25 protein-coding genes are annotated in these 24772 nt (G+C 64.1%); 10 read left to right on the top strand and 15 right to left on the bottom strand.

What is annotated here, in order from left to right; all coding sequences use genetic code 11:
- Positions 1–10: 10 nt before the first annotated feature.
- Positions 11–1132, top strand: a complete 1122-nt coding sequence (locus AB5Y93_RS06580) for an agmatine/peptidylarginine deiminase (RefSeq protein WP_368229029.1) — start codon at positions 11–13, stop codon at positions 1130–1132.
- A gap of 90 nt (positions 1133–1222) precedes the next feature.
- On the opposite strand, the gene AB5Y93_RS06575 is transcribed toward AB5Y93_RS06580, so the two are convergent.
- The 3 genes from AB5Y93_RS06575 to AB5Y93_RS06565 form a co-directional block, all read right to left on the bottom strand.
- Entirely contained in the window at positions 1223–1927 is a 705-nt protein-coding gene (locus tag AB5Y93_RS06575; RefSeq protein ID WP_052816535.1) for an SDR family oxidoreductase, read from the bottom strand.
- A gap of 366 nt (positions 1928–2293) precedes the next feature.
- Positions 2294–3379 (bottom strand): AI-2E family transporter YdiK, encoded by a 1086-nt coding sequence (gene ydiK, locus AB5Y93_RS06570; protein WP_164882905.1) that lies wholly within the window; start codon positions 3377–3379, stop codon positions 2294–2296.
- A gap of 9 nt (positions 3380–3388) precedes the next feature.
- Positions 3389–4765 (bottom strand): phosphatase PAP2 family protein, encoded by a 1377-nt coding sequence (locus tag AB5Y93_RS06565; protein ID WP_368229027.1) that lies wholly within the window; start codon positions 4763–4765, stop codon positions 3389–3391.
- 172 nt (positions 4766–4937) lie between these two features.
- Between AB5Y93_RS06565 and AB5Y93_RS06560 the strand changes: the two genes are divergently transcribed.
- On the top strand, positions 4938–5315 hold the full coding sequence (locus AB5Y93_RS06560) for a hypothetical protein (RefSeq protein ID WP_010675931.1): 378 nt from the start codon (positions 4938–4940) through the stop codon (positions 5313–5315).
- An 80-nt stretch (positions 5316–5395) separates the two neighbouring features.
- Here AB5Y93_RS06560 and AB5Y93_RS06555 read toward each other — a convergent pair whose 3' ends face one another.
- The gene (locus AB5Y93_RS06555; protein WP_368229038.1) at positions 5396–6781 is read right to left on the bottom strand and encodes a hypothetical protein; all 1386 of its coding nucleotides are present in this window, start codon (positions 6779–6781) and stop codon (positions 5396–5398) included.
- 219 nt (positions 6782–7000) lie between these two features.
- Between AB5Y93_RS06555 and AB5Y93_RS06550 the strand changes: the two genes are divergently transcribed.
- On the top strand, positions 7001–7318 hold the full coding sequence (locus AB5Y93_RS06550) for a DUF1496 domain-containing protein (protein WP_039040821.1): 318 nt from the start codon (positions 7001–7003) through the stop codon (positions 7316–7318).
- A gap of 900 nt (positions 7319–8218) precedes the next feature.
- On the opposite strand, the gene AB5Y93_RS06545 is transcribed toward AB5Y93_RS06550, so the two are convergent.
- On the bottom strand, positions 8219–9667 hold the full coding sequence (locus tag AB5Y93_RS06545; protein WP_368229026.1) for a catalase: 1449 nt from the start codon (positions 9665–9667) through the stop codon (positions 8219–8221).
- A 152-nt stretch (positions 9668–9819) separates the two neighbouring features.
- Here AB5Y93_RS06545 and AB5Y93_RS06540 point away from each other — a divergent pair, with 152 nt between their 5' ends.
- Positions 9820–10308, top strand: coding sequence for a GNAT family N-acetyltransferase (locus AB5Y93_RS06540; protein WP_128296524.1), 489 nt, complete (start codon positions 9820–9822; stop codon positions 10306–10308).
- Positions 10305–11162: a helix-turn-helix domain-containing protein gene (locus tag AB5Y93_RS06535; RefSeq protein WP_319873117.1), complete on the top strand. Its 858-nt coding sequence runs from the start codon at positions 10305–10307 to the stop codon at positions 11160–11162. The genes AB5Y93_RS06540 and AB5Y93_RS06535 overlap by 4 nt, the downstream gene beginning before the upstream one ends.
- Before the next feature lie 69 nt (positions 11163–11231).
- Here AB5Y93_RS06535 and AB5Y93_RS06530 read toward each other — a convergent pair whose 3' ends face one another.
- The gene (locus tag AB5Y93_RS06530) at positions 11232–12131 is read right to left on the bottom strand and encodes a DMT family transporter (RefSeq protein WP_042864813.1); all 900 of its coding nucleotides are present in this window, start codon (positions 12129–12131) and stop codon (positions 11232–11234) included.
- 109 nt (positions 12132–12240) lie between these two features.
- Positions 12241–12681 carry a DUF2214 family protein gene (locus AB5Y93_RS06525; protein WP_039040139.1) on the bottom strand — a complete coding sequence of 147 codons (441 nt, stop codon included), beginning with the start codon at positions 12679–12681 and terminating at the stop codon, positions 12241–12243.
- A gap of 110 nt (positions 12682–12791) precedes the next feature.
- On the opposite strand from AB5Y93_RS06525, the gene AB5Y93_RS06520 reads away from it, so the two are divergent.
- The gene (locus AB5Y93_RS06520; protein ID WP_319892280.1) at positions 12792–14396 is read left to right on the top strand and encodes a diguanylate cyclase; all 1605 of its coding nucleotides are present in this window, start codon (positions 12792–12794) and stop codon (positions 14394–14396) included.
- A 23-nt stretch (positions 14397–14419) separates the two neighbouring features.
- Here the strand turns inward: AB5Y93_RS06520 and AB5Y93_RS06515 are convergent, their stop codons facing one another.
- The 6 genes from AB5Y93_RS06515 to AB5Y93_RS06490 all read right to left on the bottom strand — a co-directional run bounded on the left by AB5Y93_RS06515 (position 14420) and on the right by AB5Y93_RS06490 (position 19714).
- Entirely contained in the window at positions 14420–15079 is a 660-nt protein-coding gene (locus AB5Y93_RS06515) for an HAD family phosphatase (RefSeq protein ID WP_201970239.1), read from the bottom strand.
- 65 nt (positions 15080–15144) lie between these two features.
- Complete coding sequence (locus AB5Y93_RS06510; protein ID WP_368229024.1) at positions 15145–16152, bottom strand: ABC transporter ATP-binding protein; 1008 nt, start codon at positions 16150–16152, stop codon at positions 15145–15147.
- Between the two features lie 6 nt (positions 16153–16158).
- Complete coding sequence (locus AB5Y93_RS06505; RefSeq protein ID WP_368229022.1) at positions 16159–16935, bottom strand: ABC transporter permease; 777 nt, start codon at positions 16933–16935, stop codon at positions 16159–16161.
- Entirely contained in the window at positions 16928–17824 is an 897-nt protein-coding gene (locus AB5Y93_RS06500; protein ID WP_368229020.1) for an ABC transporter permease, read from the bottom strand. Before AB5Y93_RS06500 ends, AB5Y93_RS06505 begins: the two co-directional genes overlap by 8 nt.
- A complete protein-coding gene (locus tag AB5Y93_RS06495) occupies positions 17824–18657 on the bottom strand; it encodes an alkaline phosphatase family protein (RefSeq protein WP_368229019.1) in 834 nt (277 codons plus the stop codon). The genes AB5Y93_RS06500 and AB5Y93_RS06495 overlap by 1 nt, the downstream gene beginning before the upstream one ends.
- Before the next feature lie 10 nt (positions 18658–18667).
- Positions 18668–19714: an ABC transporter substrate-binding protein gene (locus AB5Y93_RS06490; protein ID WP_010675915.1), complete on the bottom strand. Its 1047-nt coding sequence runs from the start codon at positions 19712–19714 to the stop codon at positions 18668–18670.
- Positions 19715–19897: 183 nt separating this feature from the next.
- On the opposite strand from AB5Y93_RS06490, the gene AB5Y93_RS06485 reads away from it, so the two are divergent.
- The gene (locus AB5Y93_RS06485; protein ID WP_368229017.1) at positions 19898–20710 is read left to right on the top strand and encodes a UTRA domain-containing protein; all 813 of its coding nucleotides are present in this window, start codon (positions 19898–19900) and stop codon (positions 20708–20710) included.
- A 48-nt stretch (positions 20711–20758) separates the two neighbouring features.
- Here the strand turns inward: AB5Y93_RS06485 and AB5Y93_RS06480 are convergent, their stop codons facing one another.
- Positions 20759–21523 (bottom strand): helix-turn-helix transcriptional regulator, encoded by a 765-nt coding sequence (locus AB5Y93_RS06480; protein WP_010675913.1) that lies wholly within the window; start codon positions 21521–21523, stop codon positions 20759–20761.
- Positions 21524–21966: 443 nt separating this feature from the next.
- Complete coding sequence (locus AB5Y93_RS06475; RefSeq protein WP_010675912.1) at positions 21967–22881, bottom strand: LysR family transcriptional regulator; 915 nt, start codon at positions 22879–22881, stop codon at positions 21967–21969.
- A 257-nt stretch (positions 22882–23138) separates the two neighbouring features.
- Here AB5Y93_RS06475 and AB5Y93_RS06470 point away from each other — a divergent pair, with 257 nt between their 5' ends.
- The 3 genes from AB5Y93_RS06470 to AB5Y93_RS06460 all read left to right on the top strand — a co-directional run bounded on the left by AB5Y93_RS06470 (position 23139) and on the right by AB5Y93_RS06460 (position 24664).
- Entirely contained in the window at positions 23139–23471 is a 333-nt protein-coding gene (locus AB5Y93_RS06470; RefSeq protein WP_041211883.1) for a hypothetical protein, read from the top strand.
- A gap of 30 nt (positions 23472–23501) precedes the next feature.
- Positions 23502–24188, top strand: a complete 687-nt coding sequence (locus AB5Y93_RS06465; RefSeq protein ID WP_010675910.1) for a pirin family protein — start codon at positions 23502–23504, stop codon at positions 24186–24188.
- Between the two features lie 83 nt (positions 24189–24271).
- Complete coding sequence (locus AB5Y93_RS06460; protein WP_043154976.1) at positions 24272–24664, top strand: DoxX family protein; 393 nt, start codon at positions 24272–24274, stop codon at positions 24662–24664.
- Positions 24665–24772: the final 108 nt, after the last annotated feature.

Here is a 24772-nt window from a genome sequence, read left to right as displayed (position 1 = left end):
GAGTAGAACGATGTTTTCCCGACGCCACGTATTGAAACAACTGGTCGCCCTCGGCGCCATTGCCGGGTTTGGCAACCTGCCCGGTGCCCGCGCGGCCTTCGCCGCCGGCGAACCCGGCGCCGCCGCTCGCTACCACATGCCGGAGGAGTCCTCCCCCCAGGCCCTGGTGTGGGTGGCCTTCGGGGCCACCAGCGAGATCTGGGGTCGCCACTACAAGGAGGTGCAGGCCACCATAGGGCGGCTGGTGCAGGCCATGGTGCCCTACACCCGGGTCAACGTGCTCTGCCACGAGGATGACGAGGCGCTGGCGCGTCAGTTGTGCGGCGAGCGCAACACCCACTTCGTCCACGCCGAGATGGATGACATCTGGCTGCGGGATACCGGCGGCGTCTTCGTGCAGGACGAGCAGGGAGGGCTCGGGCTGGTGGACTTCAACTTCAACGGCTGGGGTGACAAGCAGGAGCACAGCCATGACGCCAGGGTCGCCGCCCTGGTGGGCCGGCAGACCGATGCCTATTACCTGCAGAGCGAGCTCATCGGTGAGGGGGGCGGCATCGAGGTGGATGGCAACGGCACCGCCATCATGACCGAGAGCAGCTGGATCAACAGCAACCGCAACCCCGGCCTCACCAAGGCGCAGGTGGAGGCGGAGCTCAAGGCCAACCTGGGGCTGCGCAAGATCATCTGGCTGCCGGGGATCAAGGGCCGCGACATCACGGATGCCCACGTGGACTTCTACGCCCGCTTCGTGCGCCCCGGGGTGGTGGTGATCAACATGGACAACGATCCCGACTCCTACGACTACAAGGTGACCCGCCAGCACCTCGCCATCCTGCAGCAGGCGACGGACGCCGACGGCAACAAGCTGGAGCTGCATCAGCTGCCGCCGCCCCTGGGCGGGCGGGACAACAAGTTCAGCCGCAGCCCTGACTTTGCCGCCGGTTACATCAACTACCTGCCCATCAACGGCGCCGTCATCGCTCCCCAGTTCGGGGATGCCAGGGCCGACCGCCATTGCCGGGATCTGCTGGCCCGCCTCTATCCGGGGCGCAAGATAGTGCAGATAGACATAGACCCGGTGGCGGCCGGGGGCGGCGGCATCCACTGCATCACCCTCCATCAACCTGCCTGATCTTACGCGCAGGCCGCCTCTGGCGGTGTGACGCAGGACAAGGGGCGCCTCGGCGCCCCTTGTCCTTGCTGGCGTTCCATGGCGCCTCGCTCAGATCCCCGTCATGCCGATCTCGTCGAGCTGGACGTGAGCGGGTTGGCGCAGGGTGTAGAGCACGGCCTCGGCCAGATCCTCCACCTGCAGCCAGCCGGGCTTGCGATCAGCGGCGCAAGCCGGGGGCGGCACCTGCACCAGGCCTGGGCAGAGGGTGTGGACCCGGACGCCCTGGTGTTGCACCTCTTCCCGCAGTGCCCGGGCGAACCCCAGCACCGCAAACTTGGCGGCGCAGTAGACGCTGGCCCTGGCATAGCCGTGCCTGGCGGCCTGGGAGGCGATGTTGATGACGGTGCCGTGGCGGTTTGCCAGCATGTCCGGCAGGCAGGCCCGGGTCAGCAGGAAGGTGCCCTTGGCACAGGTATCCATCACCCTGTCCCACTCCGATTCCGGCAGATCCTGCACCAGGTGGTCGCTGCCGACCCCGCTGTTGTTGATCAGCAGATCGACGGGGCCTAGCCGTTCCCGGATCCGGGCATGGCCGTCCCGCACCTGATCGCCGTCGCACACATCCAGCGCCAGTGCCATGACTCGCACTCCGTATCGCGCCTCCAGTCTGGCCGCTTCCTGCTCCAGCAGCCCCAGGCGGCGGGAAGCCAGGATCAGCTCCACCCCCTGGCTGGCCAGGGCCTCGGCGATGGCCAGTCCGATGCCGCTGGCGCCGCCGCTGATGAGGGCCCGTGTTGCTCTCAGTTCGTTCATCTTGTCTTCTCCTCCAATGGTGCAGGCATTGTGGCGGGCGCCTTCGGCAGGGAACAGGGGAGGGGAAGGAGTGATTCGAACCCTGGTTCGTGTTTTGGCGTTCCGGTTCGAACTTTGGTTCTAAACGCCGCGACCAGCCGTAGGTTCGATTAGCCATAAGGCGTAATCGGACGTTCGCGTAAATCAATTCTCCCGCTATAACAGCCATCCATATTTCCCTGCTGACAGATGCCGCTGATTCATGGACACACCGGACAGCGGCATCTCGATCGTCCGATTACACTTCGCTAATCGAACCAACATGGGACGGTAATAAACAAAAGAGCCGCCCTGGGGCGGCTCTTTGCATCGGGGATGAATGAATCGTCACGGCGCCTTGGGCGGCTCCACCAGAGCGGTTGCCGGTTGGTCATCTTCCTTGATCCAGGCATCCAGCAGGGTGTAGCCCACCGCCAACACCACGGGGCCGATGAAGAGACCGATGATCCCAAGTGCCAGCAGGCCGCCGATGACCCCCACCAGAATGAGGATCAGCGGCAGGTCGGCCCCGCGCTTGATGAGGAAGGGGCGCAGGAAGTTGTCCATGGTGCCCGCCAGCAGGGACCAGACCAGCAGGAAGGTGCCCCAGGTGGTGTCCCCGCTCCAGTAGAGGTAGCCGACGCTGGCCAGCAGCACCGGGAAGGGGCCTATCTGGGCGACGATCAGCAGGAACATCAGCACCACCAGCACCATGACATAGGGAATGCCGGCGATGAGCAGGCCCAGGCCCGCCACCGAGGATTGCACCAGGGCGGTCACCACCACCCCCATGGCGACGGCACGGATGGCCTGGGAGGCGAGCACCACCGCATTGTCACCGCGCTGGCCCGCCAGACGGTGGGCGAAGCGGCGAATGCCTTCTGCCGCCTTCTCTCCCGAGTGGTAGAGCAGGCCGCAGATGGCCACGGTCAGCAGGAAGTGGACGAACAGCAGGCCGAGGTTGCCCGCCTGGGCCGCCAGCCAGCGGGCGGTCTGGCCGAAGTAGGGGGCCAGCTTGGTGAACAGCACCTGGCCGCCGCTCGCGAGGATCTGCTGCCAGAAGTCGTAGAGTTTGTCGCCCACCAGGGGTACTTGCTGCAACCAGAGCAGCTCGGGGGGCGGGGATTGGCTGAGCTCGGTGCCCAGCTCGATGAGCATGGGGGCCTTCTCCGCCACGTTGGCCAGCGTCATAAAGAGGGGAATGACGAAGATGAGCAGCAAGATGCTGGTCATCAGCAACGCCGCCAGGGTGCGCTTGCCCCACAGCAGGCGCTGGGCCATCTGCATCAGGGGCCAGGTGGCGATGGTGATCATGGTGGACCACACCAGGGCGGGCAGGAAGGGGCGCAAGACCATGAAGCACGAGATGATGAGCAGGCTGAGGAACAGCAAGCCCAGAGTGATCTTGGCCAAATCCACTTTTTTCATATTCATGGCATTCCCTTAACGAGGGGTTGAGCGCCCGGTTCGGGCACCGTGACGGATAGCGGACAACGACCACCAGAGCCCGGCGCTGAGCCAGAACCCCAGGCAGCCAAAGAGCCACCCTTGTCCCGCGAGGATCAGCAGAGAGCTGCTGGTGAGCGCGGGCACCAGGAACAGGAGCCCTGCCACGACCAGCCCCCCTGCCAGGGTCAGCAGCGCGGCGGGCAGGGCGGGGGTGGGGCTCCGTTCGAGTGATAGCAGATTACCCGATACCAGCCCCAGGGTGAACATGGCAAGCCCGGCCAGGGCGGTGGACTGGGTGAGCCAGGCCGAGAGGGCGCTGGCGATGAGCAGCCCGGCCCAGGGGAGCGGGCGCGCCGCCAGCTTCGCCAGCGGGGCGCGCAGTGCCAGCAGCAGGGTCCCCAGGGCAAGGCCGGCCACCACATCCGAGAGGAAGTGGACCCCCAGCCAGACCCGGGCCAGCCCGGCCACGCCGGCCAGCAACAGGGCCAGCAGGGCCCCCTGCCAAACCCGCAGCGCCGGCAGCCAGCCAAGCAGCAGGCCCCAGTAGAGCAGGGTCGAGGCGGCGTGGCCGCTCGGCATGCCGAAGCCCTGGGCACTCTGGCGGGCCAGCTCGGGTTGCAGGTGGAAGGGCCTGGGCCAGCCGATGCCCGCCTTGAGCAGGTTCACCACCAGGGTGAGCAGCACCATGGCAAACAGCAGGTGGCGCAGCCTGGACCAGCCGAGCAGGGGCAGCAGCAAGGGCAGCAGCGCCAGCTGGAAGGGGGCCGAGCCCAGCAGATTGCCCGCCCTTGGCCAGAGCGCATCCGGCCCTAGCCACCGTTGCAGGCGCTGGATCAGCGGCAACTCGGCGAGGTGCAGCGCACTGGCCGCGTCGCTGAAATCCGTCACCCACAGCACCTGGCTCTCGGGCACCTCGGCCAGCCTCGGGGCTATCCAGTCGAGCTGCGCCGGGAAGCGACGCAGGTCAAGGGGCAGGTCGGCGGCCGCGATCAGCCTGGCGTTCAGGATCTCGCCACCGAGATCCGGGGCCTTGAGCAGGGAGACAAACCCCGTCCCTTGCTGGACCCGCAGGGGCTCCAGGGTCTGGCAGGCGAACACCCTGGCCCGTTGCCAGCGCCCCAGCTCGCCGGTGACGCGACCCTGCAGGCCGGTCTCCTCGAACAGCTCGCGCAGGGCCGCCAGCTCCGGAGTCTCCCCCCTGTCGATGTAACCGCCGCTCAGGCTGTAGCGCGAGGAGAGCCTGTCCTGCACCAGCAGGATCCCTTGCTGGTGGCGGATCACGCAGGCGGCCGCAGAGGGAGGGGATTCGGCGCGGGAGGCGGGCAGGGCACCGCCCAGCAACAGCAGCAGGCAGAAGACGACTCGAAACATGATGACACCCAGGGGCAAGGAGTGGGGACAAGGGTCACAGAAATCAGACGGCCGGGCAATGGCTTGCAGGGGGCACCGACCCTGTCGGGGACGCAAGGATTGCCGTCTGCGCGGGCAGTCCCTAGTATTGGCGGCTATTGTTCTTCTCATTCACTACATTGTGGGGCTCTTCATGCGACAGTTCGGTTTCTTTCTGGGGATTGCCATCGGCGTCATCCTGATACTGTTTGGCAGCATCGTCATCTTCCAGGCCCTGCCTGCGGCGCTGGACGTGCTGGAGATGCCGAGCCGGATCCCCTTCGTGCGCGAGGTGTACACCTGGCTGATGAGCAGCGCCAACGGGCTCACCGCCCAGCTGGAGCAGAACTTCCTGGAGGCCTTCCAGACGGTGCTCAAGCTGATCCTGCTCATCACCTTCATGTGGGTCTGCGTCAAGCTGGTCAACATGGGGGTGCTGATCATCCGGGCCGGCGTCGACCTTATCCGCACCGCCATCGAGCACAGCGAAGAGAAGGGTGCCAAGCCCACCGAGCAGGACCGCCATTTCTGATCTTCCCCTGCCACGGGTCAGATAAACAACAGGCCATCATGTGATGGCCTGTTTTTATGGTGGCATGACGCTTAAAAAAGTCAGTTAAGCAGTTTTTCCAGCTCCGCTTCGGCATCCGCTCTGGCCTGATCGCTCAGGGTGCCGGAGGTCGCTTCCCGCTTCTCGCCCTGTTGCTGCACCGCCTTGGCCGCTTGCTGCTGTGCACTGGTCGCGGCACTGATGGTCGCTGCGCTGCTGGCGGCCTGTTTGGCGGTGTCGCTCACCGCCTTTTCGGCTTGCTGCTGCGCCGTGGTTGCGGCACTGATGGTCGCTGCGCTGCTGACGGCCTGCTTGGCGCTGTCGCTCACCGCCTTGGCGGCTTGTTGCTGCGCCGTGGTTGCGGCACTGATGGTCGCTGCGCTGCTGACGGCCTGCTTGGCGCTGTCGCTCACCGCCTTGGCGGCTTGTTGCTGCGCTGTGGTTGCGGCACTGATGGTCGCTGCGCTGCTGACGGCCTGCTTGGCGCTGTCGCTCACCGCCTTGGCCGCTTGCTGCTGTGCGGTGGTGGCGGCACTGATGGTGGCTGCACTGCTGACGGCCTGCTTGGCGTTGTCGCTCGCTGCCTTGGCGGCTTGCTGCTGCGCCGTGGTGGCGGCACTGCTGGCAGCCTGCTTGGCGGTGTCACTCACCGCCTTGGTGGCTTGCTGCTGCGCTGTGGTCGCGGCACTGATGGCGGCGGCGCTGCTGACGGCCTGCTTGGCGGTGTCACTCACCGCCTTGGTGGCTTGCTGCTGCGCTGTGGTGGCGGCACTGATGGTGGCTGCGCTGCTGGCGGCCTGTTTGGCCGAGTCGCTCGCCGCCTTGGTCGCTTGTTGCTGCGCCGTGGTTGCGGCACTGCCGATCACCTGTCTGGTGGAGTCGGACAGGGCCTTGCTGGCGCTCTGTTGCAGTCCCCCCATCATGGTGCCCAGCAGAGAACTGCCAGCGCCCGTGAGCCCCTGACCGGCACCGGTCAGGGCCGTGGCGGCCGGGGTGGCCTGGGACTGCCAGCCCTGCATGGCGCTGGGCCAGGTCGGGGTGGCGGCCGTCAGGTTTTCCCCGAAGACCTGGGTCGCCCCGTCACCTTTTTGCACCATGACGGCGAGCTGGTTGGTGTCGGCGTTCCAGACCATGCCGGCCTGCTTGGCCACGTCCGGCACCGGGGCGTAGCGGGAGACCACGTAAAAGAGCGGCCCCTCCTGTTGCAGCTCGTCGGCGGTCTTGAGCAGCTGCATGGTGCTCTCGTAGTTGGGCCCCAGCATGGCGGTCATTCTGTCCTTGATCAGCGGCTGCTCGAACAGGTTGGCCTCGTTCGGATCGAAACCGACCAGCGGCTTGAGCAGGGCCCACATCAGCTGGCTGGTGGGGCTCATCATCAGCAGGGGGGCGACACAGGCGGACAACATCAGGCTCAGGCAGGCAGCCTTGAGCAACGGCATGATACGCATTGACAACATATCCAGTTAATTACCTGATTATTAAGGGTTATTCATTACCGCACCCCGGCGATGCCGGTGGGGGCCCACGGCAGAACCCTGACAGGCCTTTGCGGGCGCAGGCAGGCTATCATATTGCTTCCGGAATGCCAGATGAGCCGACATTTATTGGTCAAGTCGAGGGCTCTGCTGGTCGCTTTACACTTTCACACCCCCGTGACAGGAATTCCCATGATCCGTTGTGCAGGTTGTCTGCTGGCCCTTGGCTGGCTCTTCCCCGCGTTGGCCGCCCCGGCGTCCAACACCCTCAGCCACTCGGTGGGCACCGAGCTGGTGCTGCCCCTTGGTTCGCTGCCCGAGCGGGTGTGCTGGTATCAGGATCAGAAATACTCCCAGGGGGCCCGCATCCAGCAGGGGGAGCTCTGGCTGGAGTGCGCGCCGCAACAGGCGATGGAGACCAATGGTCCCCTGATCTGGCGAGAGGTGACGACGCCGTCACAGAGTGGTGAACCAGAGGGCAACCAGCGGACGATCCGGGTGGGCCAGTGAGCCTTTTCTTGATCCAGCTACAGACACGGGCGTGATCTCTATCGCATAATGCGGCTCTTTCTTCTCTTGACTGGGATCTAAGCAATGGCTCGTCGCTCTTCCAATGCACAACGTCGTCGCAGTAGCTGGTGGTACAAACGCTTGTTGGCAAGGGAGCGGGAAGAGCGCGAAGCGCGTTCCGTCCGGGATTGATACCGCATTGAAAAACGGAGCCTCGGGCTCCGTTTTTATGGGTGACTAAACGTGCATTACCGCAGGCAGGTTTATTACCAGAGGTGGACAATGGTGCCGCTCTGCCAGTGCACAACGTCGTTGCAGCCGTGAGCTGGCGGTACCAACCCTTGTTGGCAAGGGCGCGGGAAGCGCGCGAGGGCGCTGCGTCCGGGATGGATACGGCATGGAAGAACGGAGCCTCGGGCTCCGTTTTTATTGGTGACTAAACGTGCATTACCGCAGGCAGGTTTATTACCAGAGGTGGACAATGGTGCCGCTCTGCCAGTGCATAACGTCGTTGCCGTCGTGAACTGGCGGTACAAACCCTTGTTGGCAAGGGAGCGGGAAGCGTGCGAGGGCGCTGCGTCCGGGATGGATACGGCATGGAAAAACGGAGCCTCGGGCTCCGTTTTTATTGGTGACTAAAAGTGCATTACCACAGACAGGTTTATTACCACAGGTGGATAATGATGCCGCTCTGCCAGTGCACAACGTCGTTGCCGCCGTGAGTTGGCGGTACCAACCCTTGTTGGCAAGGGAGGGAAGCGCGAGGGCGCTGCTTCCGGGATGGATACGGCATGGAAAAACGGAGCCCTGGGCTGCGTTTTTCATTCATCAAGACCGTCATGCGAGAACGGGGGCCATCAGGCCCCCGTTTTGCTTTTGCAGAGGTTGGCTGCCTGCGACTCAGCGCTGCAGAGCGGCCAGGGCCAGCTCGACCCGTTTGGCGTACTCGGGGTCGGCCTGCTCGAAGTGCCTGAGCTGGGCCGCGACGATGGCGTCATCCTCCACATTGATGAGGGAGCGGGCCAGGTTGGCGGCGAGGCGGGCGCGCTGTCCCTCGTCCATCAGGCGGAAGAGATCCCCCGGCTGGCTGTAGTAGTCGCTGTCGTAGTCACGAAAATCGTAGTGCAGGGCAGCCCCTTCCAGACTCAGGGCCGGTTCGTGCTGCTCGCTCGGCTGCTGGGTGCCGAAGCGGTTTGGCTGGTAGTTGGGGCTGGCGCCACCGTTGCTGTCCGCCCGCATGGCGCCGTCGCGGTGGGCACCGTGGTGGAACGGGCAGCGCGGGGCGTTGACCGGCAGCAGGCCGTGGTTGACGCCGAGGCGATAGCGCTGGGTGTCACCGTAGGAGAAGAGCCGCCCCTGCAGCATGCGATCCGGCGAGAAGCCGATGCCGGGCACCACGTTGGCCGGGGTGAAGGCGGCCTGCTCCACGTGGGCGAAGTAGTTGTCCGGGTTCTGGTTGAGCTCCAGCACGCCCACCGGGATGAGCGGGTAGTCCTTGTGGGGCCACACCTTGGTGAGGTCGAACGGGTGGATCGAGTAGGTCTGGGCTTCGGCCTCTGGCATCACCTGCACATAGACCTTCCAGCGCGGGAAGTCCCCCCGCTCGATGGCGTTGAACAGATCCGCCTGGCTGGTCTCTCTGTCCTGACCGACGGCGGTGGCCGCCTCTTCATCGGTGTAGAAGCGGTGGCCCTGCTCGGTCTTGAAGTGGAACTTGACCCAGAAGCGCTCGTTGGCCGAGTTGATGAAGCTGAAGGTGTGGCTGCCGTAGCCGTTCATCTCCCGCAGGCTCTTGGGAATGCCGCGATCACTGAAGAGGATGGTGACCTGATGCAGGGATTCCGGGTGGCGTGACCAGAAGTCCCAGGCGGCGGTGGCGCTGCGCAGGTTGGTGCGCGGATCCCGCTTCTGGGTGTGGATGAAGTCGGGAAATTTCAGGGGGTCGCGGATGAAAAAGACCGGGGTGTTGTTGCCCACCAGATCCCAGTTGCCCTGCTCGGTGTAGAACTTGAGGGCGAAGCCGCGCACATCGCGCTCGGCGTCGGCGGCGCCCTTCTCACCGGCCACGGTGGAGAAGCGCAGGAACACCGGGGTCTGCTTGCCGACGGCGTTGAACAGGTCGGCCTTGCTGAAGGCGCTGATGTCGTGGGTCACGGTGAAGGTGCCGTAGGCGCCCGAGCCTTTGGCGTGCACCACCCGCTCGGGAATGCGCTCGCGGTCGAAGTGGGCGAGTTTCTCCATCAACCAGATGTCTTGCATCAGGACGGGGCCGCGGGGGCCGGCGGTGAGGCTGTTGTTGTTGTCGACGACGGGGGCGCCGTTGGCGCTGCGCAGGGTCTTGTCGGTCATGGCGGGTCTCCTTGTGATGAGTCGCCAGACTAGGGGAAGTGGGGGATCGGCTCCAATGGAGTGTGCCTAACCCTTTGATTGGTTTCGCTGATGGGAGTGGAAACAGACGCCAGCCTTGCGGCAAGATGGGATTCAGCCAATCAGGAGGTCTCATGTCCATCACCATTCGCCGCGCCGGGCCGGAAGATGCCGCCGCCCTGCGGGATCTTCACGCCATGCCCCATGCCCAGGCGGGCACCCTGCAACTTCCCTTCCCCTCCCTGCAGCAGTGGGAGCAGAAGCTGACCCCGCGGGATGGCATCTACAGCCTGCTGGCGGAGTGCGAGGGGGAGGTGGCGGGCGCGCTGGTCCTGATGGTGGAGCCGGCCCCCCGTCGCCGCCACGTGGCGAGCATCGGCATGGCGGTACACGATGACTGGGCCGGGCGCGGGGTGGGCACCGCCCTGATGCAGGCTGCGCTGGATCTGGCGGACAACTGGCTCGGCTTGACGCGGGTGGAGCTGACGGTCTGGGCCGACAATCAGGCGGCCCTGGCCCTCTATCGCAAGGCGGGCTTTGTGGAGGAGGGCGTTGCCCGGGATTACGGCCTGCGTCATGGGGTGCTGGTGGATGCCCTCTACATGGCCAGGGTGCGCCGATGATCGACTATCGCGAGCGCCTGACGCCGGTGCTGCGGGCACTGGAGCAGGATCCGGATCTCTCCATCGAGGCGCTGGCGAGTCGCGCCTGCCTCTCCCTCTACCATTTCCACCGGGTGTTCACCGCCGTGGTGGGGGAGGCCCCCGGCGAGATGTGCCGCCGCCTGCGGATGCAGCGGGCGGCCTGGCAGCTCTGCTACACCGATGCCAGCGTCACCGCCATCGCTCTGGGGGCGGGACTTGGCAGCTCCCAGGCTTTCGCCAAGGCGTTTCGCCGTCACTATGGTTGCACCCCAGGGGCGTTTCGCCGCGACAAGGGCAAGAACGGACACCTGGATCGCAAGGAAGGACACGCATGGCAAGGGGCACTCCCTTATGCTGAAGGCCACTCATCAGCAAGGAGCAACACCATGAACACCGTCGAGATGGACGCCCGCACCCTGGCCTATATCCGCGTGACCGGCCCCTATGGCGAAGGGTATGACGCCGTTTGCCATCGCCTTCACCAGTGGGCCGCGCCCCGTGGCCTGGAAGGGGGAGAGTGGATCTTCATCTACCACGACAACCCCGAGGTGACGCCGCCGGCCCAGTGCCGCACCGACATCGGCATCAGCGTACCGGTGGGGACCCAGGGCTCGGGAGAGGTGGAAATTCAGCTCATCCCCGCCGGGCGCTACGCCCAGTCCCGCTATCTCATCACGGATCGCAGCCAGTACGGGGAGCGCTGGCAGGAGCACATCGGCGATATCGTCGCGGCCGGGCTCGCCTTTGGGGACGGCCCCTGCTTCGAGCTCTATCACAGCGTGAGCAATGACCCGCTGCGCGATGACGTGAGCTTCTGCTCCAGCGTGCGCTAGGCAGGCGGCAATAAAACGAGGCGCCCAAGGGCGCCTCGTTTTATTTGGGGTCCATGACCACCGCAGATATCAGGGCTGGCTGGGCACCTTGTTGCGGCGGGACTTCCACCACCAGCGCAGGCGGATCTGGGAGATGAGCATCCCCGCCAGCATCAGGGCACAGCCGACCACAGCCCGTTCGTCCAGATGTTCCCCCAGCAGCAAGACACCGCCGATGGCGGCGAACACCGTCTCCAGGCTGAGGATGATGGCGGCATGGGCCGGATGGGCACCGCGCTGCCCCACCACCTGCAGGGTATAGCCGATGCCGACCGAGACCAGACCGGCGTAGAGCAGCGCCTGCCAGCCCGCCACGGCACCACTCGCCGTCGGGGTCTCGATGACGAAGGCCGTGGCCAGGCTGAGCAGGCCGCACACCACGAATTGCACCCCGGCAAGGCGAATGGGGGCGACCCGGTTCGAGTAGTGATCCAGCACCAGCAGATGCACGGCCCAGAACAGGGCCCCGATCACTTGCAGCAGATCGCCGTAGCCGATGGTGAACTCCTCGGTGACGCTGAGGTAGTAAAGCCCGGCCATGGCGATTAGGGCGCCTACCCAGGTGTTGGCCCCGGTCTTGTGGCGCAGGGCCAGGCCGATGACGGGGACCAGAATGATGTAGAGGCCGGTGATGAAGCCCGCCTTGGCGGCCGTGGTGTAGAGCAGCCCCACCTGTTGCAGGGAGGCGGCGGAGAAGAGCACGGTGCCGGCGATGAGGCCCCCGGTCAGCAGCAGGCGGTGATCACCGGCAGGCTGGGGCGGCTGGCGTGACTTGAGCCACCACAAGAGCGGCAGCAGGGAGAGGGCGCCCAGCAGGAAGCGCAGGCCGTTGAAGGTGAAGGGCCCCATGTGATCCATCCCCAGACGCTGGGCAACGAAGCCCAGCCCCCAGATGGCGGCGGCCATCAATAACATCATGTTTGAACGCATACGGAATCATCCCTGAGAAAGAGTCTCGGCGGCACTCGGGCCCCGCCATTACGATACCTGCGAGAAGGGGCGTTTGTCGTCAGCCATTTGTTGCCGGGCGAGGGCAGGATCAGCGGCTGGCCAGCTTGGCGAGCAGGGGCAGCAGGGCGAGCAGCAGCAGGTTGCCCCTAAGGATCCAGATCACCCAGAACTGCTGCTGGGTGGAGACAAGGGGAGCCCGTCCCTGGCGCAAGGATCGGCGCCAGTGGTGGAACAGCCGGCTGGGATAGCCAAAGCTGATGGCCATCGCGAAGAACATCAGCAGCTTGGTGCGGTAACCCGGATTGGCAAGCAGGATGGCCGGTGGCTGGGGATGGGCGACCACCAGCAGCACGCCCGTGATGAAGATGAGCAGCAGGGCCAGGGCGGCCAGGCTGTCAGCCAGCAGCAGCTTGCGCACCTGCTCGATGGACATGCCGCGCCGGAACAGGAAATACTCCGAGGTGATGGCACCGGTCAGGGTGATCACGGCGCAGTAATGGAGGGCAGTCAGCAGTTCCGGTTTCAACATCCAGGCCAGTTCCTTCTCGTTGGCCACCTGATGCGCTTCCCTTTGGACGCCATCAGGTGGGGCTGATATTCTGACACTACACGATGTCAGGGGATAGCATGGAGTCAGGGTTGGATAAGCGAGCAGTCTCCAAAAAGACCTGGTCCCTGGTGGCACGGATGCGCCTGGGCCTGCTTCTGCTCTTCATTCCCGTCCTGATGCTGGGCGCCATCTACTACCTGCACATGGAGCGCAGCCTGCAGCGAGAGCTGCAACAGCGCCTGCTCGCCACCAATCACCAGTTGCGCCACGTCTTCATCGAGCCCTACCTGAACGAGATGGAGCGTCAGTTCTCCCTCATCTACGACCAGGTCAAGGTAGAGGACATCAGCGGCCCCCGTCTGCGCAACACCGACTCCTATCTCAGGGAGTGGCGCCTCTACAAGGGGGTGATGGCGGATCTCATCTACATCTATGTGGGCACCGCCGAGCGCCAGATGCTGATCTACCCCGAATGGCAGGCGGATGCGGACTTCGATCCCAGGGTGCGCCCCTGGTATCAGCTGGCCAGCCAGCATGTGGGCAAGATGGTCTGGACCGAACCCTACTACGACTACACCAACGGCACGCTGGTGATCGCCCTGGCGCGGGCCATCACCGACAAGGAGGGCAAGGTGCGGGGGGTCTTCGCGGTGGATGCCATCCTGGCCCCCTTCTCCGCCCAGCTGAACCGGCAGTGGAACAGCGGCTACCAGATGATCGTCAACCAGTCGGGCAAGGTGCTGGCCCACCCCGATCCCTCACAACTGCTCAAGCCCATGACCCACCCGACCTGGCTCTCCCGCTTCAGCGGGGAGGACGGCATCTTCCTGGATCAGGCGTCTCGCCAGTTCGTGGCCTACAGCCGTCTGCCGGACCACAACTGGGTGCTGATCAGCGTGTTGCCTGCCTCCAGCATCCAGGCGGTGGTGGCGAGCGCCTCCCTCAACGTGCTCGGGACCATCGTGCTGGCCAGCGTGCTCTACATGGTGCTGGCACTGATCTGGTCCCGTTATTTCAGGCGGATGCTGGACGAGATCTCCACCGTGATCCGGGCCAGCCGGACCCAGCCTGACGAGGTGCACCAGGGGGGGATGCGCGAGCTCAGGCACGTCTATGCCGAGCTGGCGGAGGTGAGCAAGGATTATCACGAGGTGCGCCAGCAGGCGAACCTCGACAAGCTGACCGGCCTTTACAACCGGCGCTTCTTCGACGAGCGGTTGAATCGGCTGCTGCTCGATCAGGACAGCTTCTGCCTGGCCATGATCGATCTGGACGGTTTCAAGCGGATCAATGACACCTATGGCCACCAGACCGGGGACGTGGTGCTCAAGCGGGTGGCCAGCTTTGGCGCCAAGCTGCTGGGGGATCATGGCTGGGTATGCCGCTATGGCGGGGAAGAGCTGGTGGTGCTGTTCGCCAATCCGGATATCCACTTCTGCCAGATGCTGCTGGAGCAGTACAGGATGGGGGTGGCCTCTCTGCACTGGCGTGAACCCGGTCTTGGGATCACCTTCAGCGGCGGCCTGGTGGCGAGTGCCCCCGGGCTTGGGGCCAGGAGCCTGCTGACCATGGTCGATGCCGAGGTCTATCGCGCCAAGGGTGACGGCAAGAATCGCATCTACATGGTGGATCCCCTGGCTCCCCGGGCCGACTCGCCCTCAGGGGATGGCATGTTGAGCAAAGAAGAGGCCTGAGGGCCTCTTCTTCATTGCGCGGATCAAGGGTGCAACTGCCAGGTCCAGAGGGGCCAGCCCAGCTCCTCGGCGCACTGGCGCAGGGCGGGGGCCGGATTGACCGCATGGGGATGGCTCACCGCCTGCAGCATGGGCAGATCGTTGTGGGAATCGCTGTAGCCAAAGCTCCCCTGCCAGAGGTGTTCCTTTCCGGCAAAGAGCTGGTTGATGCGGGCCACCTTGCCTTCGCGAAAACTCAGGGTGCCGCGGGTCTGGCCGGTCAGCATGCCGGCTTCCTCGTCGAGCAGGATGGCCACGCAGTGATCCATCCCCAGCATCTGCGCCATGGGGGCCACCAGATGCTCGCCGGAGGCGGAGATGAGCACCAGCTCGTCGCCACGCTGGCGGTGCCACTCGATGCGGGCCAGCCCCTCAGGGTAGAGGCGCTCCCGCAGCACCTGTTCGGCAAAGCGGGTGCAGAGGGAGTCGAGCCACTGGCGCGTCCTGCCTGCCAGCGGTTGCAGGGTGAAGGCCATGTACTGGTGCATGTCCATCTTGCCCTGATGGTAGAGGGACATCATGGCCTGCTCCTCGGCCACCATGCCCGCCGGGGCCAGCTCCTGGGCCACCATGTACGCCAGCCAGAGGCTGGCGGAATCCCCCGCTATCAGGGTCTCGTCCAGATCAAACAGTGCCAGGGCCATGGCTGCTCCTCGGGTTGGCTGCCAGCATCGGGGAACTGGCTGAAAAATGAATGGGATTCATGGCGTTATGCTACCTCACAGAGTTGATCCCGGGCCACCACCAGGGTCACGGCGCTGCCCACCGGCAGCAGATCGCCGGCACGGCGGTTGAGGCAATCCACCGTCAACAGCCCCGCCTCGCACTCCACCTGATAGCGGATGACGTTGCCGAGCAGCTGCTGCTGGCGAACGATGCCGGGCAGGCTGGGCTCGTGGCTGACCGCCCCGGCGGGCAGCAGGGTGATGGACTCCGGCCGCAGCGCCAGCTTGCCGCGAAAGCGCGGGCCGAACAGGGATTTGGCCTGCTCGCCACCCAGCAGGTTGTAGTTGCCGATAAAGCCCGCCACGAACTCGCTGACGGGACGGGTATAGATCTGCTCTGGCGTGCCGCTCTGCACGATGGAGCCCTTGTTCATCAGGAAGATCCTGTCCGACAGGGTCAACGCCTCCTCCTGATCGTGGGTCACGAAGATGGTGGTGAGCTCGAGGCGCTGCTGGATCGCGCGGATCTGCTGGCGCAGGCTGCGGCGGATGCGGGCATCCAGCGCCGAGAGCGGCTCATCCAGCAAGAGGATCCGCGGCTGCACCACCAGCGCCCGGGCCAGCGCCACCCGCTGGCGCTGGCCGCCGGAGAGCTCCGCCGGATAACGGCGCTCGAAACCGGTCAGCTCCACCAGCGCCAGCGCCTCCTGCACGCTGGCGGCGAGATCCCGCCCCGGCTGGGGCTTCATCTTGAGGCCGAAGGCGACGTTGTCCCACACCGTCATGTTGGGGAAGAGCGCATAGCTCTGGAACACCATGCCGATACCCCGCTTCTGGGGTTCCTGCCAGGTGATGTCCTCACCGGCCACCCGCACCTGACCACCATCCACCGGGGTGAGACCGGCCAGGGCCCGCAGCAGGGTGGACTTGCCACAGCCGGAGGGGCCGAGCAGGGTCACCAGCTCCCCCTTGCGGATGCCGAATTCAATCCCCTCGAACACCTTGGTGTCGCCGTAGGATTTGTGCAGTTGATTCACTTCTAGATGGAACATGTTGATTCACCGATGAAATCTGTTCGCTGCCCAGGTGAGCAGCAGGGTCAGCAGGAAGTAGCTCATCACCAGTGCGCTGGTGAAGTGGCCCGAGGTGGCACGCATGTTGTAGAGATAGACCTGCAGGGTCTCGTAACGGGTGCCCACCAGCATGTTGGCAAACACGAACTCGCCGAGCAGGAAGGAGAGCGAGAGAAACAGCGCCGCCAGCAGCCCCTTGTGCAGGCAGGGGATCACCACCAGCAGGAAGGCGCGGGCGCTGCTGGCCCCCAGCAGGTGGGCGGCATCCATCAGATCTTTCAGCGGCACCCCCTGCAGGCTGTTGGCCAGCGCCCGGTACATAAAGGGGAGCACCACGGTGAACCAGGTGCCGATCAGGATCCAGGGCGTACCGATAATGGGCAGGACGCCGTCGGCGTAAATCTGCAGCAAGCCCACCGAGGAGACCACGGGCGGCACCGCGAAGGGGAGCAGGATCAAGAGGTTCATCCAGGGATCCAGCCTTGGGAAGTAGTAGGCCACCACCAGCACGGTGGGCACCAGCACCAGGGTCCCCAGCAGCAGGGTGGCGAAACAGACCAGGAGGCTGCGGCCAAAGGCCGCCAGAAAGCGCGGGTCACCCCAGAGTTTGAGATACCAGTCGAGGGTGAAGCCGTCCGGCAGCAGGGTCGCCCCCCAGCGGGTGGAGATGGAGTAGAGAAAGGTGGCCAGCAGCGGCAGCAGCAGGGTGGCGACCAGCGCCCCCAGCACCCATCTGGGCCAGCGCGGCGTCAAATCATGCATGGGATTGCCCCTTGTTCACATAGCTCTTTTTCAGCAACCACTGGTTGGCGGCTGTCACCACCCCCAGCAGCACCATCAGGATCACCGCCAGCGCCGCCGCGAGATTCGGCTCGAGGAAGATGTCGCCGGAGACCAGACTGGCCACCCGGATGGTCACCAGATTGAAGTTGCCGGTGGTGAGAGCGTAGGCAGAGGCATAGGCCCCCACCGCGTTGGCAAACAGGATGATCAGGGTGCCGAGCAGCGCAGGCGTCAGCACCGGCAGCGCCACGTGCCACACATACTGCCCCCTGCTCGCCCCCAGCAGAGCGGCCGCCTGGGGCCACTCATCCTGCAGGGCGTCGAAGGCCGGATAGAGCAGCAGCAGGGCGAGGGGGATCTGGAAGTAGGTGTAAATCAGGATAAGGCCGCTGCCCGAGTAGAGGTTGAAGCCATCGATGAGGCCCCAGGATTTGAGCAGCAGGGTCACCGCGCCATTGATGCCGAGCACGATGATGAAGGCGAACGCCAGCGGCACGCCGCTGAAGTTGCCGGTCATGGTGACGAAGGCCAGCAGCACCCGTTTGACCCGCTCGCCGCTGTGGCGCAGCGCGGCTGCCCCCAAAGTGCCGATGGCAAGCCCCGCCAGACTGGCGATGCCGGCGATGCGCAGCGAGTTGCCGAAGGATTGCAGATAGAAGGGGGAGCCCAAAATCTCCCGGTAGTGGTCGAGACCCCAGCCATCGGGGGTCTGGACGCTGCCCACCAGCACCCACACCATGGGGGCGAGCTGGAACAGGATCATCAAGAGGACAAAGGGCAGCAGCACCAGGGCCGGCAGCCAGTGGCGGCGCACCCGGCGTGGCTTCACCTGTTGATCCGCGAGGATCTCGGTGGTGGCAGGCATCATCAGTGCACCTCGCGCATAAAGGCCGCCTTGAGCAGCGGGGGGGCTGCCGGCTTGTCGTGGGGAACTCCCAGCAGATCTGCCATCAGGGCGCAGAGCTGGGTCTGGTGGATCACGGCACCATCCGGCCAGCGTTCGACGAAGGCGTCGCCAAAGAGCCAGAGTGGCACGGAGCGCTCTTCCGGCAGGGTGCCGCCATGGCTCAGGTCGTTGTTCATGCCGTGATCCGAGGTGATCACCACCTGATACCCCTCTGCCAGCCACTGGGGCAGCAGCTCGGCCAGCAGGCTGTCCATGCGGCGCGCCTGATTGCGGTACTGGCGGGAATCGAGACCAAACTGGTGGCCCGCATCGTCCACTCCCATGGGGTGGATCAGCAGAAAATCGGGGTCGTACTGGCTGCGCAGCCACTCGCCGTCCATCAGCAGATGGCTGTCGGGGTAGCCGTCATCCCAGTAGAAGCAGCCGTGCTGGATGGGCAGTTGCTCATCGTGAGTGAAGCGATCGCGGGCCGCCAGCCAGGGGCTCTGGTTGTAGAGCTCGCTCACCCAGTGGTAGGCCGCCGCTGCGGTGCGTTTGCCCGCGGCCCGGGCCAGATGGAAGATGGAGTCGTGTTGGCTCAGGCGATTCACCCCGTTGTGGGTGATGCCGCTCGCCACCGGCGGCACGCCGGTCAGGATGCACTCGTAGAGAGGGCGGGAGAGGGAGGGCAGGGCGGCACTCAGGGTCGTATGCAGGCCGCGCTCTGCCTCCACCATGCCACAGAGGTAGCCCATGCAATGGGCTACCTCTGCTGCCAGGCCATCCACAAGTACCACTATCACCTTGTGTTGCACTGGCCGCTCCTTACTGCATGTTGATCATGACGGTTTCCTGCCACTGGCGCGGCAGGGCCTTGGAGCTCTGCTCCCAGGCGGCGTGATCCTGCACCGGCTTGGCGTTGGCATACTGCTCGGCCGGCAGCAGCTTGGCCTTGACGTCATCCGGCAAGGTCACGTTGCTGCGAATGGGGCGGGCGTAGCCACGGGCCAGGTTGATTTGACCGGCATCGGAGAGGATGTATTCCCGCGCCAACTTGGCGGCGTTGGGGTTCTTGGCCCACTTGTTGATGATGGTGGTGTAGCCGGCGATGACGGAGCCGTCGCTCGGGATCACCACATCAAACTTCTTGGGGTCGATCTGGTCGCGGTAGTTGAGGGCGTTGAAGTCCCACAGCACCCCCACTTCCACTTCGCCCTTCTCGATGTTGGCGATGGTCGGGTCGTTCAGCGACAGACGGCCCTGCTTGGCCAGCTTGCCGAACAGATCCAGGGCGGGCTTGAGATTCTTCTCGCTGCCACCGGTGGCATAGGCCGCCGCCAGCACGCCGTTGTTGGCCTGGGAGGCGACGCCCACGTCACCCAGGGTCACCTTGTAGTCGCCACCCAGCAGGGATTGCCAGCTGGTGGGGGCGGCCTTGACCAGATCCTTGTTGATCAGGAAGGCGATGGTGCCGGTATAGGCCAGCATCCAGTGGCCATCCGCATCCTTGGCCCAGTTGGGAATGTCGGCCCAGGTGGAGGGTTTGTAGGGCTGGGTGACACCCTGCTTGACCGCCACCGGGCCGAAGGCGCCGCCCACGTCACCGATGTCGGCGGTGGCATTGGCCTTCTCGGCGGCGAACTTGGCGATCTCCTGGGCGGAGCTCATGTCGGTATCCTGATGCTTGATGCCGTAGATGCTGCCGAGCTGCTGCCAGGTATCCTTCCAGTTGGCCCAGCTGTCCGGCATGCCGACGCTCTGGAGCTGGCCCTCACCGCGGGCGGCTTTTTCGAGATCCGCGATGTTCTCGGCGGCAAACAGCGGTTGACTGATGGCCACCAGGGCCAGTGCACTTGCGATCACGCTTTTCATCATCCCATCCCTCTGGACTAGGTCAGTTAAGGTTCGAGAGGGATGCTAGAGGGGAAATATGACGGTGGCGGGGCGTTTTGATGGCAGTTTCGTGACAATCGCCCTGTCATGGCGCTGTCATCAGGGGCGGTTACAACTCGGGGTCGACAACCTCTGGTCTACTCCAGTGGTGTGCAAACCCGAATGACCGACAGGGACGTGACAGTGACAGAGCGATTGAGTGAACAGGGGATGGCCGATGGCCGCACACCCTCCAAGTGCGAACAGATTTGCCGGACCCTGCGCCGCTATATCGGCAGCGGACACCTGGCGGCGGGGCAGCAGCTGCCCGCCGAACGGGCGCTGAGCGAGCGATTCGCCACCACCCGCATCACCATCAAGGAGGCGCTCTCCAGCCTCGAGGCGGACGGCCTCATCTACCGGGCCGAGCGGCGCGGCTGGTTCGTGGCGCCGCCTCGCCTCACCTACGATCCCGCCATCCACACCCACTTTCACCAGTGGATTGGCGAGCAGCAGCGCACCGCCGAGACCCGGGTGCTGGCTCATGGCAACCAGCTTGCCAGCAGCGAGTTGTGCCGCTGGATGGGTCTGGAACCCTTTACGCCGCTCTACGAAATCCGCCGCCAGCGGCTGATCGACGGTCGCCCTGTGCTCCACGTCAGCCATCACCTGCTGGCGAGCCGCTTCCCCGGCATCGCCTGCGCTCCCCTGGCCAGCTCCCTCACCGAGCTTTACCGACAGCGCTATGGCATAGGCCAGGGCTGGGCGAGCCTCGAGATCACCCCCTCGGCGGCCCGGGGAGAGATAGCCCGCGCCCTCAACCTGGCCCAGGGGAGCGCCGTGCTGCGGTTGGTGCGGGTCAATCATGACGAGGAGGGGAAGCTGGTGGATTGCGACATCGAGCACTGGCGACCGGATGCCATCCGCATCTGCCTGGATACCCGGGCACTGCAACCGCTCGCCACCGGCGCGCGGCAGGTGCAACTGGCAGAGTAGCGGCGTTCTGGCGACCTGACATGGCGGATCCCGCAGGATCCACCGGGATCAGTTGTCGATGTTGGGGATCAGATCGTCGAAGCTCTGGTAGCCGCAGTCCGCCAGTTGCAGCGACATGGTGTAGGTCTTGCTGCCCTCCCGCTGGCCGATGGCGGGGCGGTTGAGCTTGAGCTCCTGATGCCAGTACTCCTTCATGCGATCGATCAGCGCCATGGCCTCGCTCTCCCCCAGATGGAGCTGGCACAGCGCCATGTAGTTGTTGGGCCTGTGCATGTTCTCCACCAGATAGTCCCCCAGCACCGACATGGCCTGGCGCGCCTGCTGGCGGGCGAAACGGCTGTGCTGCTCGAAGCTGATGCGCTCGCTGATGAGGAAGTGGTAGCTGTTGTCGATGCCAAGCTGCAGGATGCCGAGCTTCTCCAGCTTGCGCAGATAGAGGTAGCAGGAGGCATCGGTCAGGCCGTACTCCCGCTTGAGATCGATAAGGGTCTTGTCGCGCCAGAAGATGTTGGCGAGAAAGGCATAGAGCCCCGGCTCCTTGTGAAACGCCTCGTCCTGCTCCTGGGTGAAGACGGCCCGGCGGCTCTGGGCATCCTGGGTCCGGTCCAGCAGCTCTTCGAAGGAGAGTCCCACCAGATGGCAGATCTCCAGCAGGGTGTCGAACGGCAGGGAGGGCTTGTTCATCATGCGCTTCACGGTGGCGATGGAAACCCCCATGGCTTCTGCCAGGGTCTGATAGCGGATCCCCTTGTCGGTCAGGGTTTTCTTCAGGGTGTCGAGGATATGATTGGCCAGTGTCTGGCTGTAGGTCATGCAACTATTCCTTTATCTGCATTTTTAGTCGTGTCAGAAATTGAGTGGTTTGTCTGTATCGGGCTCAAATTTTGACACCTAGAAAAACCAGAGGAGGGTAACCCGGTGATAATGGCGGAAATGGCCTGACCAGTTGTGGTGCAAGGTGGCAGAAAATGACACTCGGTGGTGCATATCCTTCAACCTTTCAACATTTTGCTGGTGATGCATATTACATCGCACATAATTCAACACGAATCGGATTCAATACCTTCCTGGTTGAGAAAACGATTGTTTGCTTCCAATTTAAGGGTTTTTTTAACCGCAAGGTTTTATTCTTTCCTGGCATTGAGCGGAACTCGCAAGAGGTCCGCTTTTTTTCTTTTCTCCGAATCTGAGCCCGTCGTCAAGAATGGGGCGCAGTTTTGGCACTTCCTGCGCCACCGACCCCGGAAGGCAGTCCTTTATTCCCCCTGACCGGCAAACAGCTTGGGGATCTCCCGCACCAGCCAGCTCTTGGCCTTGCCCATGGTGTCTCGCCGCCAGGCCAGCACGACCTGGATCTGGTGGCGATATTCGGGACTGATCACCTTGAGTCTGCCCGCCTTGATGTCCTCTTCAATCCAGCGTTGCGGCATGGTGCCGATGCCGAGCCCTGCCAGCAGGGCGTCCCGCTTCTCCCCCATGGTGCTGACGGTCAGGCGCGGCTGCTTGTCGAGCAGGCGGTAGGTGAGCACCGGCTTGCGCAGCGCCGTGTCGGCCACCGCGATGGCGCGATAGCGGCGCAGGGTCTCGTCCGCCAGGGGCTCGGGTTCCTGATGCAGGGGGTGATCGGGATGGGCGACGTAGAGCATCACCTCCTCCCTGAGCACCTGGTGCTTGATGCCGGTCATGGCGATATCGGCATTGAGAGAGGAGATGAGCAGGTCGGCGCGGCCATCTTCCAGGCACTCCCAACTGCCCGCCAGCACCTCGGCGCGAAACCTCAGCCGGGTATCGGTCTGTTCGGCCAGCCGATCCACCAGGGGGTAGAGAGCCTGTACCGGCATCAAGGCGTCGACGGCGATGGTGATGTCGGTCTCCCAGCCACGGGAGAGGGCCCGGGTCTCCCCCACCAGGTGCTCGGCCGCCTCCAGCAGCACCCGGCCTCGCTCCAGCAGCATGCGGCCCGCCGGGGTGAACTTGGTCCTGTGGCCGCTGCGGTCGAACAGCATGGCGTCCAGCTCGTCTTCCAGCTTTTGTACCGTGTAGCTCAGCGCCGAAGGCACCTTGCCCAGCTCGTCGGCCGCCGCCGCGAAGCTGCCACGACGGTCAATGGCGTCCAGCACCCGGATCGCCTCCAGGGTCAGCGCCCGCTCCTTGTTCGATTCCTTGGCCATATCCAACCTTCAATTTTTTTGAATGTGTTTACCAGATTATCTCGCTAACAACTTAGGGGAAGTCACTTTAATATTCAATCAACGCTTAGGCAGGAACGCCTGGCAGCCAAATAAAAGGTAGTTCCGGGCTGAGACATCCCCAAACACGATGTCTGATGTCAGCAAAAGAACAACATAGTATTTGAATGATCTCTTGCATGGATGCATTGATTCGGGCCCAAGGGGCCTTGGCAATGACATAAAACCCAAGAGAGTGAATGAACATGAAAAACGTAATCAAGATGCTGGCCGTTGCAGGCCTGATGACCGCAGGTGCCGCCCAGGCTTCCGTTCCCGCTGACTTCAATGCCGCCCCGGGCGTGCTGTTCGTCAACTGGAGCGCCACCGCCGCGATGGACGGCAAGGCCAACCCCATGCTGGAGGTGCGCGACGAGTCCGGTGATCTGCTGGCTTCCGTCCACGCCAACCTGATGGGCACCCAGCAGGTCGCCATCCCGAGCCGTACCCAGGGCAAGCTGACGGTGAGCCTGGGCAACGAAAGCAGCAGCTACCGCATCCCCTTCGGTCTGGGTGACGGTCGCCAGCGTTAATGAACCAACTTGGTCAGTGAGGAGCACACCATGATGAAATTGAGAGCCGCAGAAGCACGGGGCAAGGCCAACTTTGGCTGGCTGGATGCCCGTCACAGCTTCTCCTTCGGTCACTACTATGACCCGGAATGGATGGGACACTCTGCCCTGCGGGTCATCAATCAGGATCGGGTGGCGCCGGGTGGCGGTTTCGCGACCCACCCTCACGCCAACATGGAGATCCTCACCTGCGTGCTGCAAGGCACCATAGAGCACAAGGACAGCCTCGGCCACGCCGAGCAGATCCCGGCGGGGGATTTCCAGCTGATGAGCGCAGGGTCCGGCATCCGGCACAGCGAGTACAACCCCTCGCAGACCGAGCCGCTCTCCCTGCTGCAAATCTGGATCGAGCCGAATGAACACGGCACGACCCCGGGTTATCAGCAGAAGAAGATTGAAAACAAGCCCGGGATGACGCTGGTGGCGTCACCGGACGGCGAGGCGGGATCCTTCAGGATCCGCCAGCAGGCCCGCGTATGGCGGCTGCAGCTTGCCGAAGGGGAGACCCTCGAGTGGGCATTGCAAGGGCGTCATGGTTACCTGCACATGATTTCAGGGGAGCTGACCGGCAACGGTCTGGCTGCCCGACCCGGCGACGGGCTGCTCAGCCGCGACGAGTCGAGCTGGGTGCTCACCGCCTCCAGGGGGAGTGAAGCCCTGCTGTTTGACCTGCCTTGATAGAAAAATCTTGGCGAAATGAATGAGTTAACAATTAGCTTTTACACTGTAAATACCATGATGGTAAGCAAAGGAATATGACGATGGACAAGATGAAAGATGTGGCACTGCTGGTGGGTCGTGTACTGCTGGCGCTGATGTTCGTGATGGCTGGCTGGGGCAAGATCGGCGGTTACGCCGGTACCCAGGGTTATATGGAAGCCATGGGCGTGCCCGGGTTCATGCTGCCCCTGGTGATCCTGCTGGAGCTGGGTGGCGGTCTTGCCATCGTGCTGGGCCTGTTTACCCGCAGCCTCTCCGTGCTGCTGGCAGGTTTCACCCTGATGGCCGCCTTCATCTTCCACTATCAGCCTGCCGAGCAGATGCAGATGCTGATGTTCATGAAGAACGTCTCCGTGGCCGGTGGTTTCCTGGCCCTGGCGGCGGCCGGTGCAGGGGCTTTCAGCCTGGATGCCCGCCTCGGCAAGCACTGGTAATACCCTGACGTTTCAAGTTTTCCAACGCCTTTTGGCCGGTGCCCTGCACCGGCTTTTTTGTGCCCGCGCTCCGGGGATGTCATCGGTGTGACGGCGCGCAGTCCGGAC

The organism is Aeromonas sp. R10-1, assembly GCF_040908465.1.
Lineage (GTDB): Bacteria > Pseudomonadota > Gammaproteobacteria > Enterobacterales > Aeromonadaceae > Aeromonas > Aeromonas caviae.
This window is presented reverse-complemented; position numbering and strand designations above follow the sequence as displayed.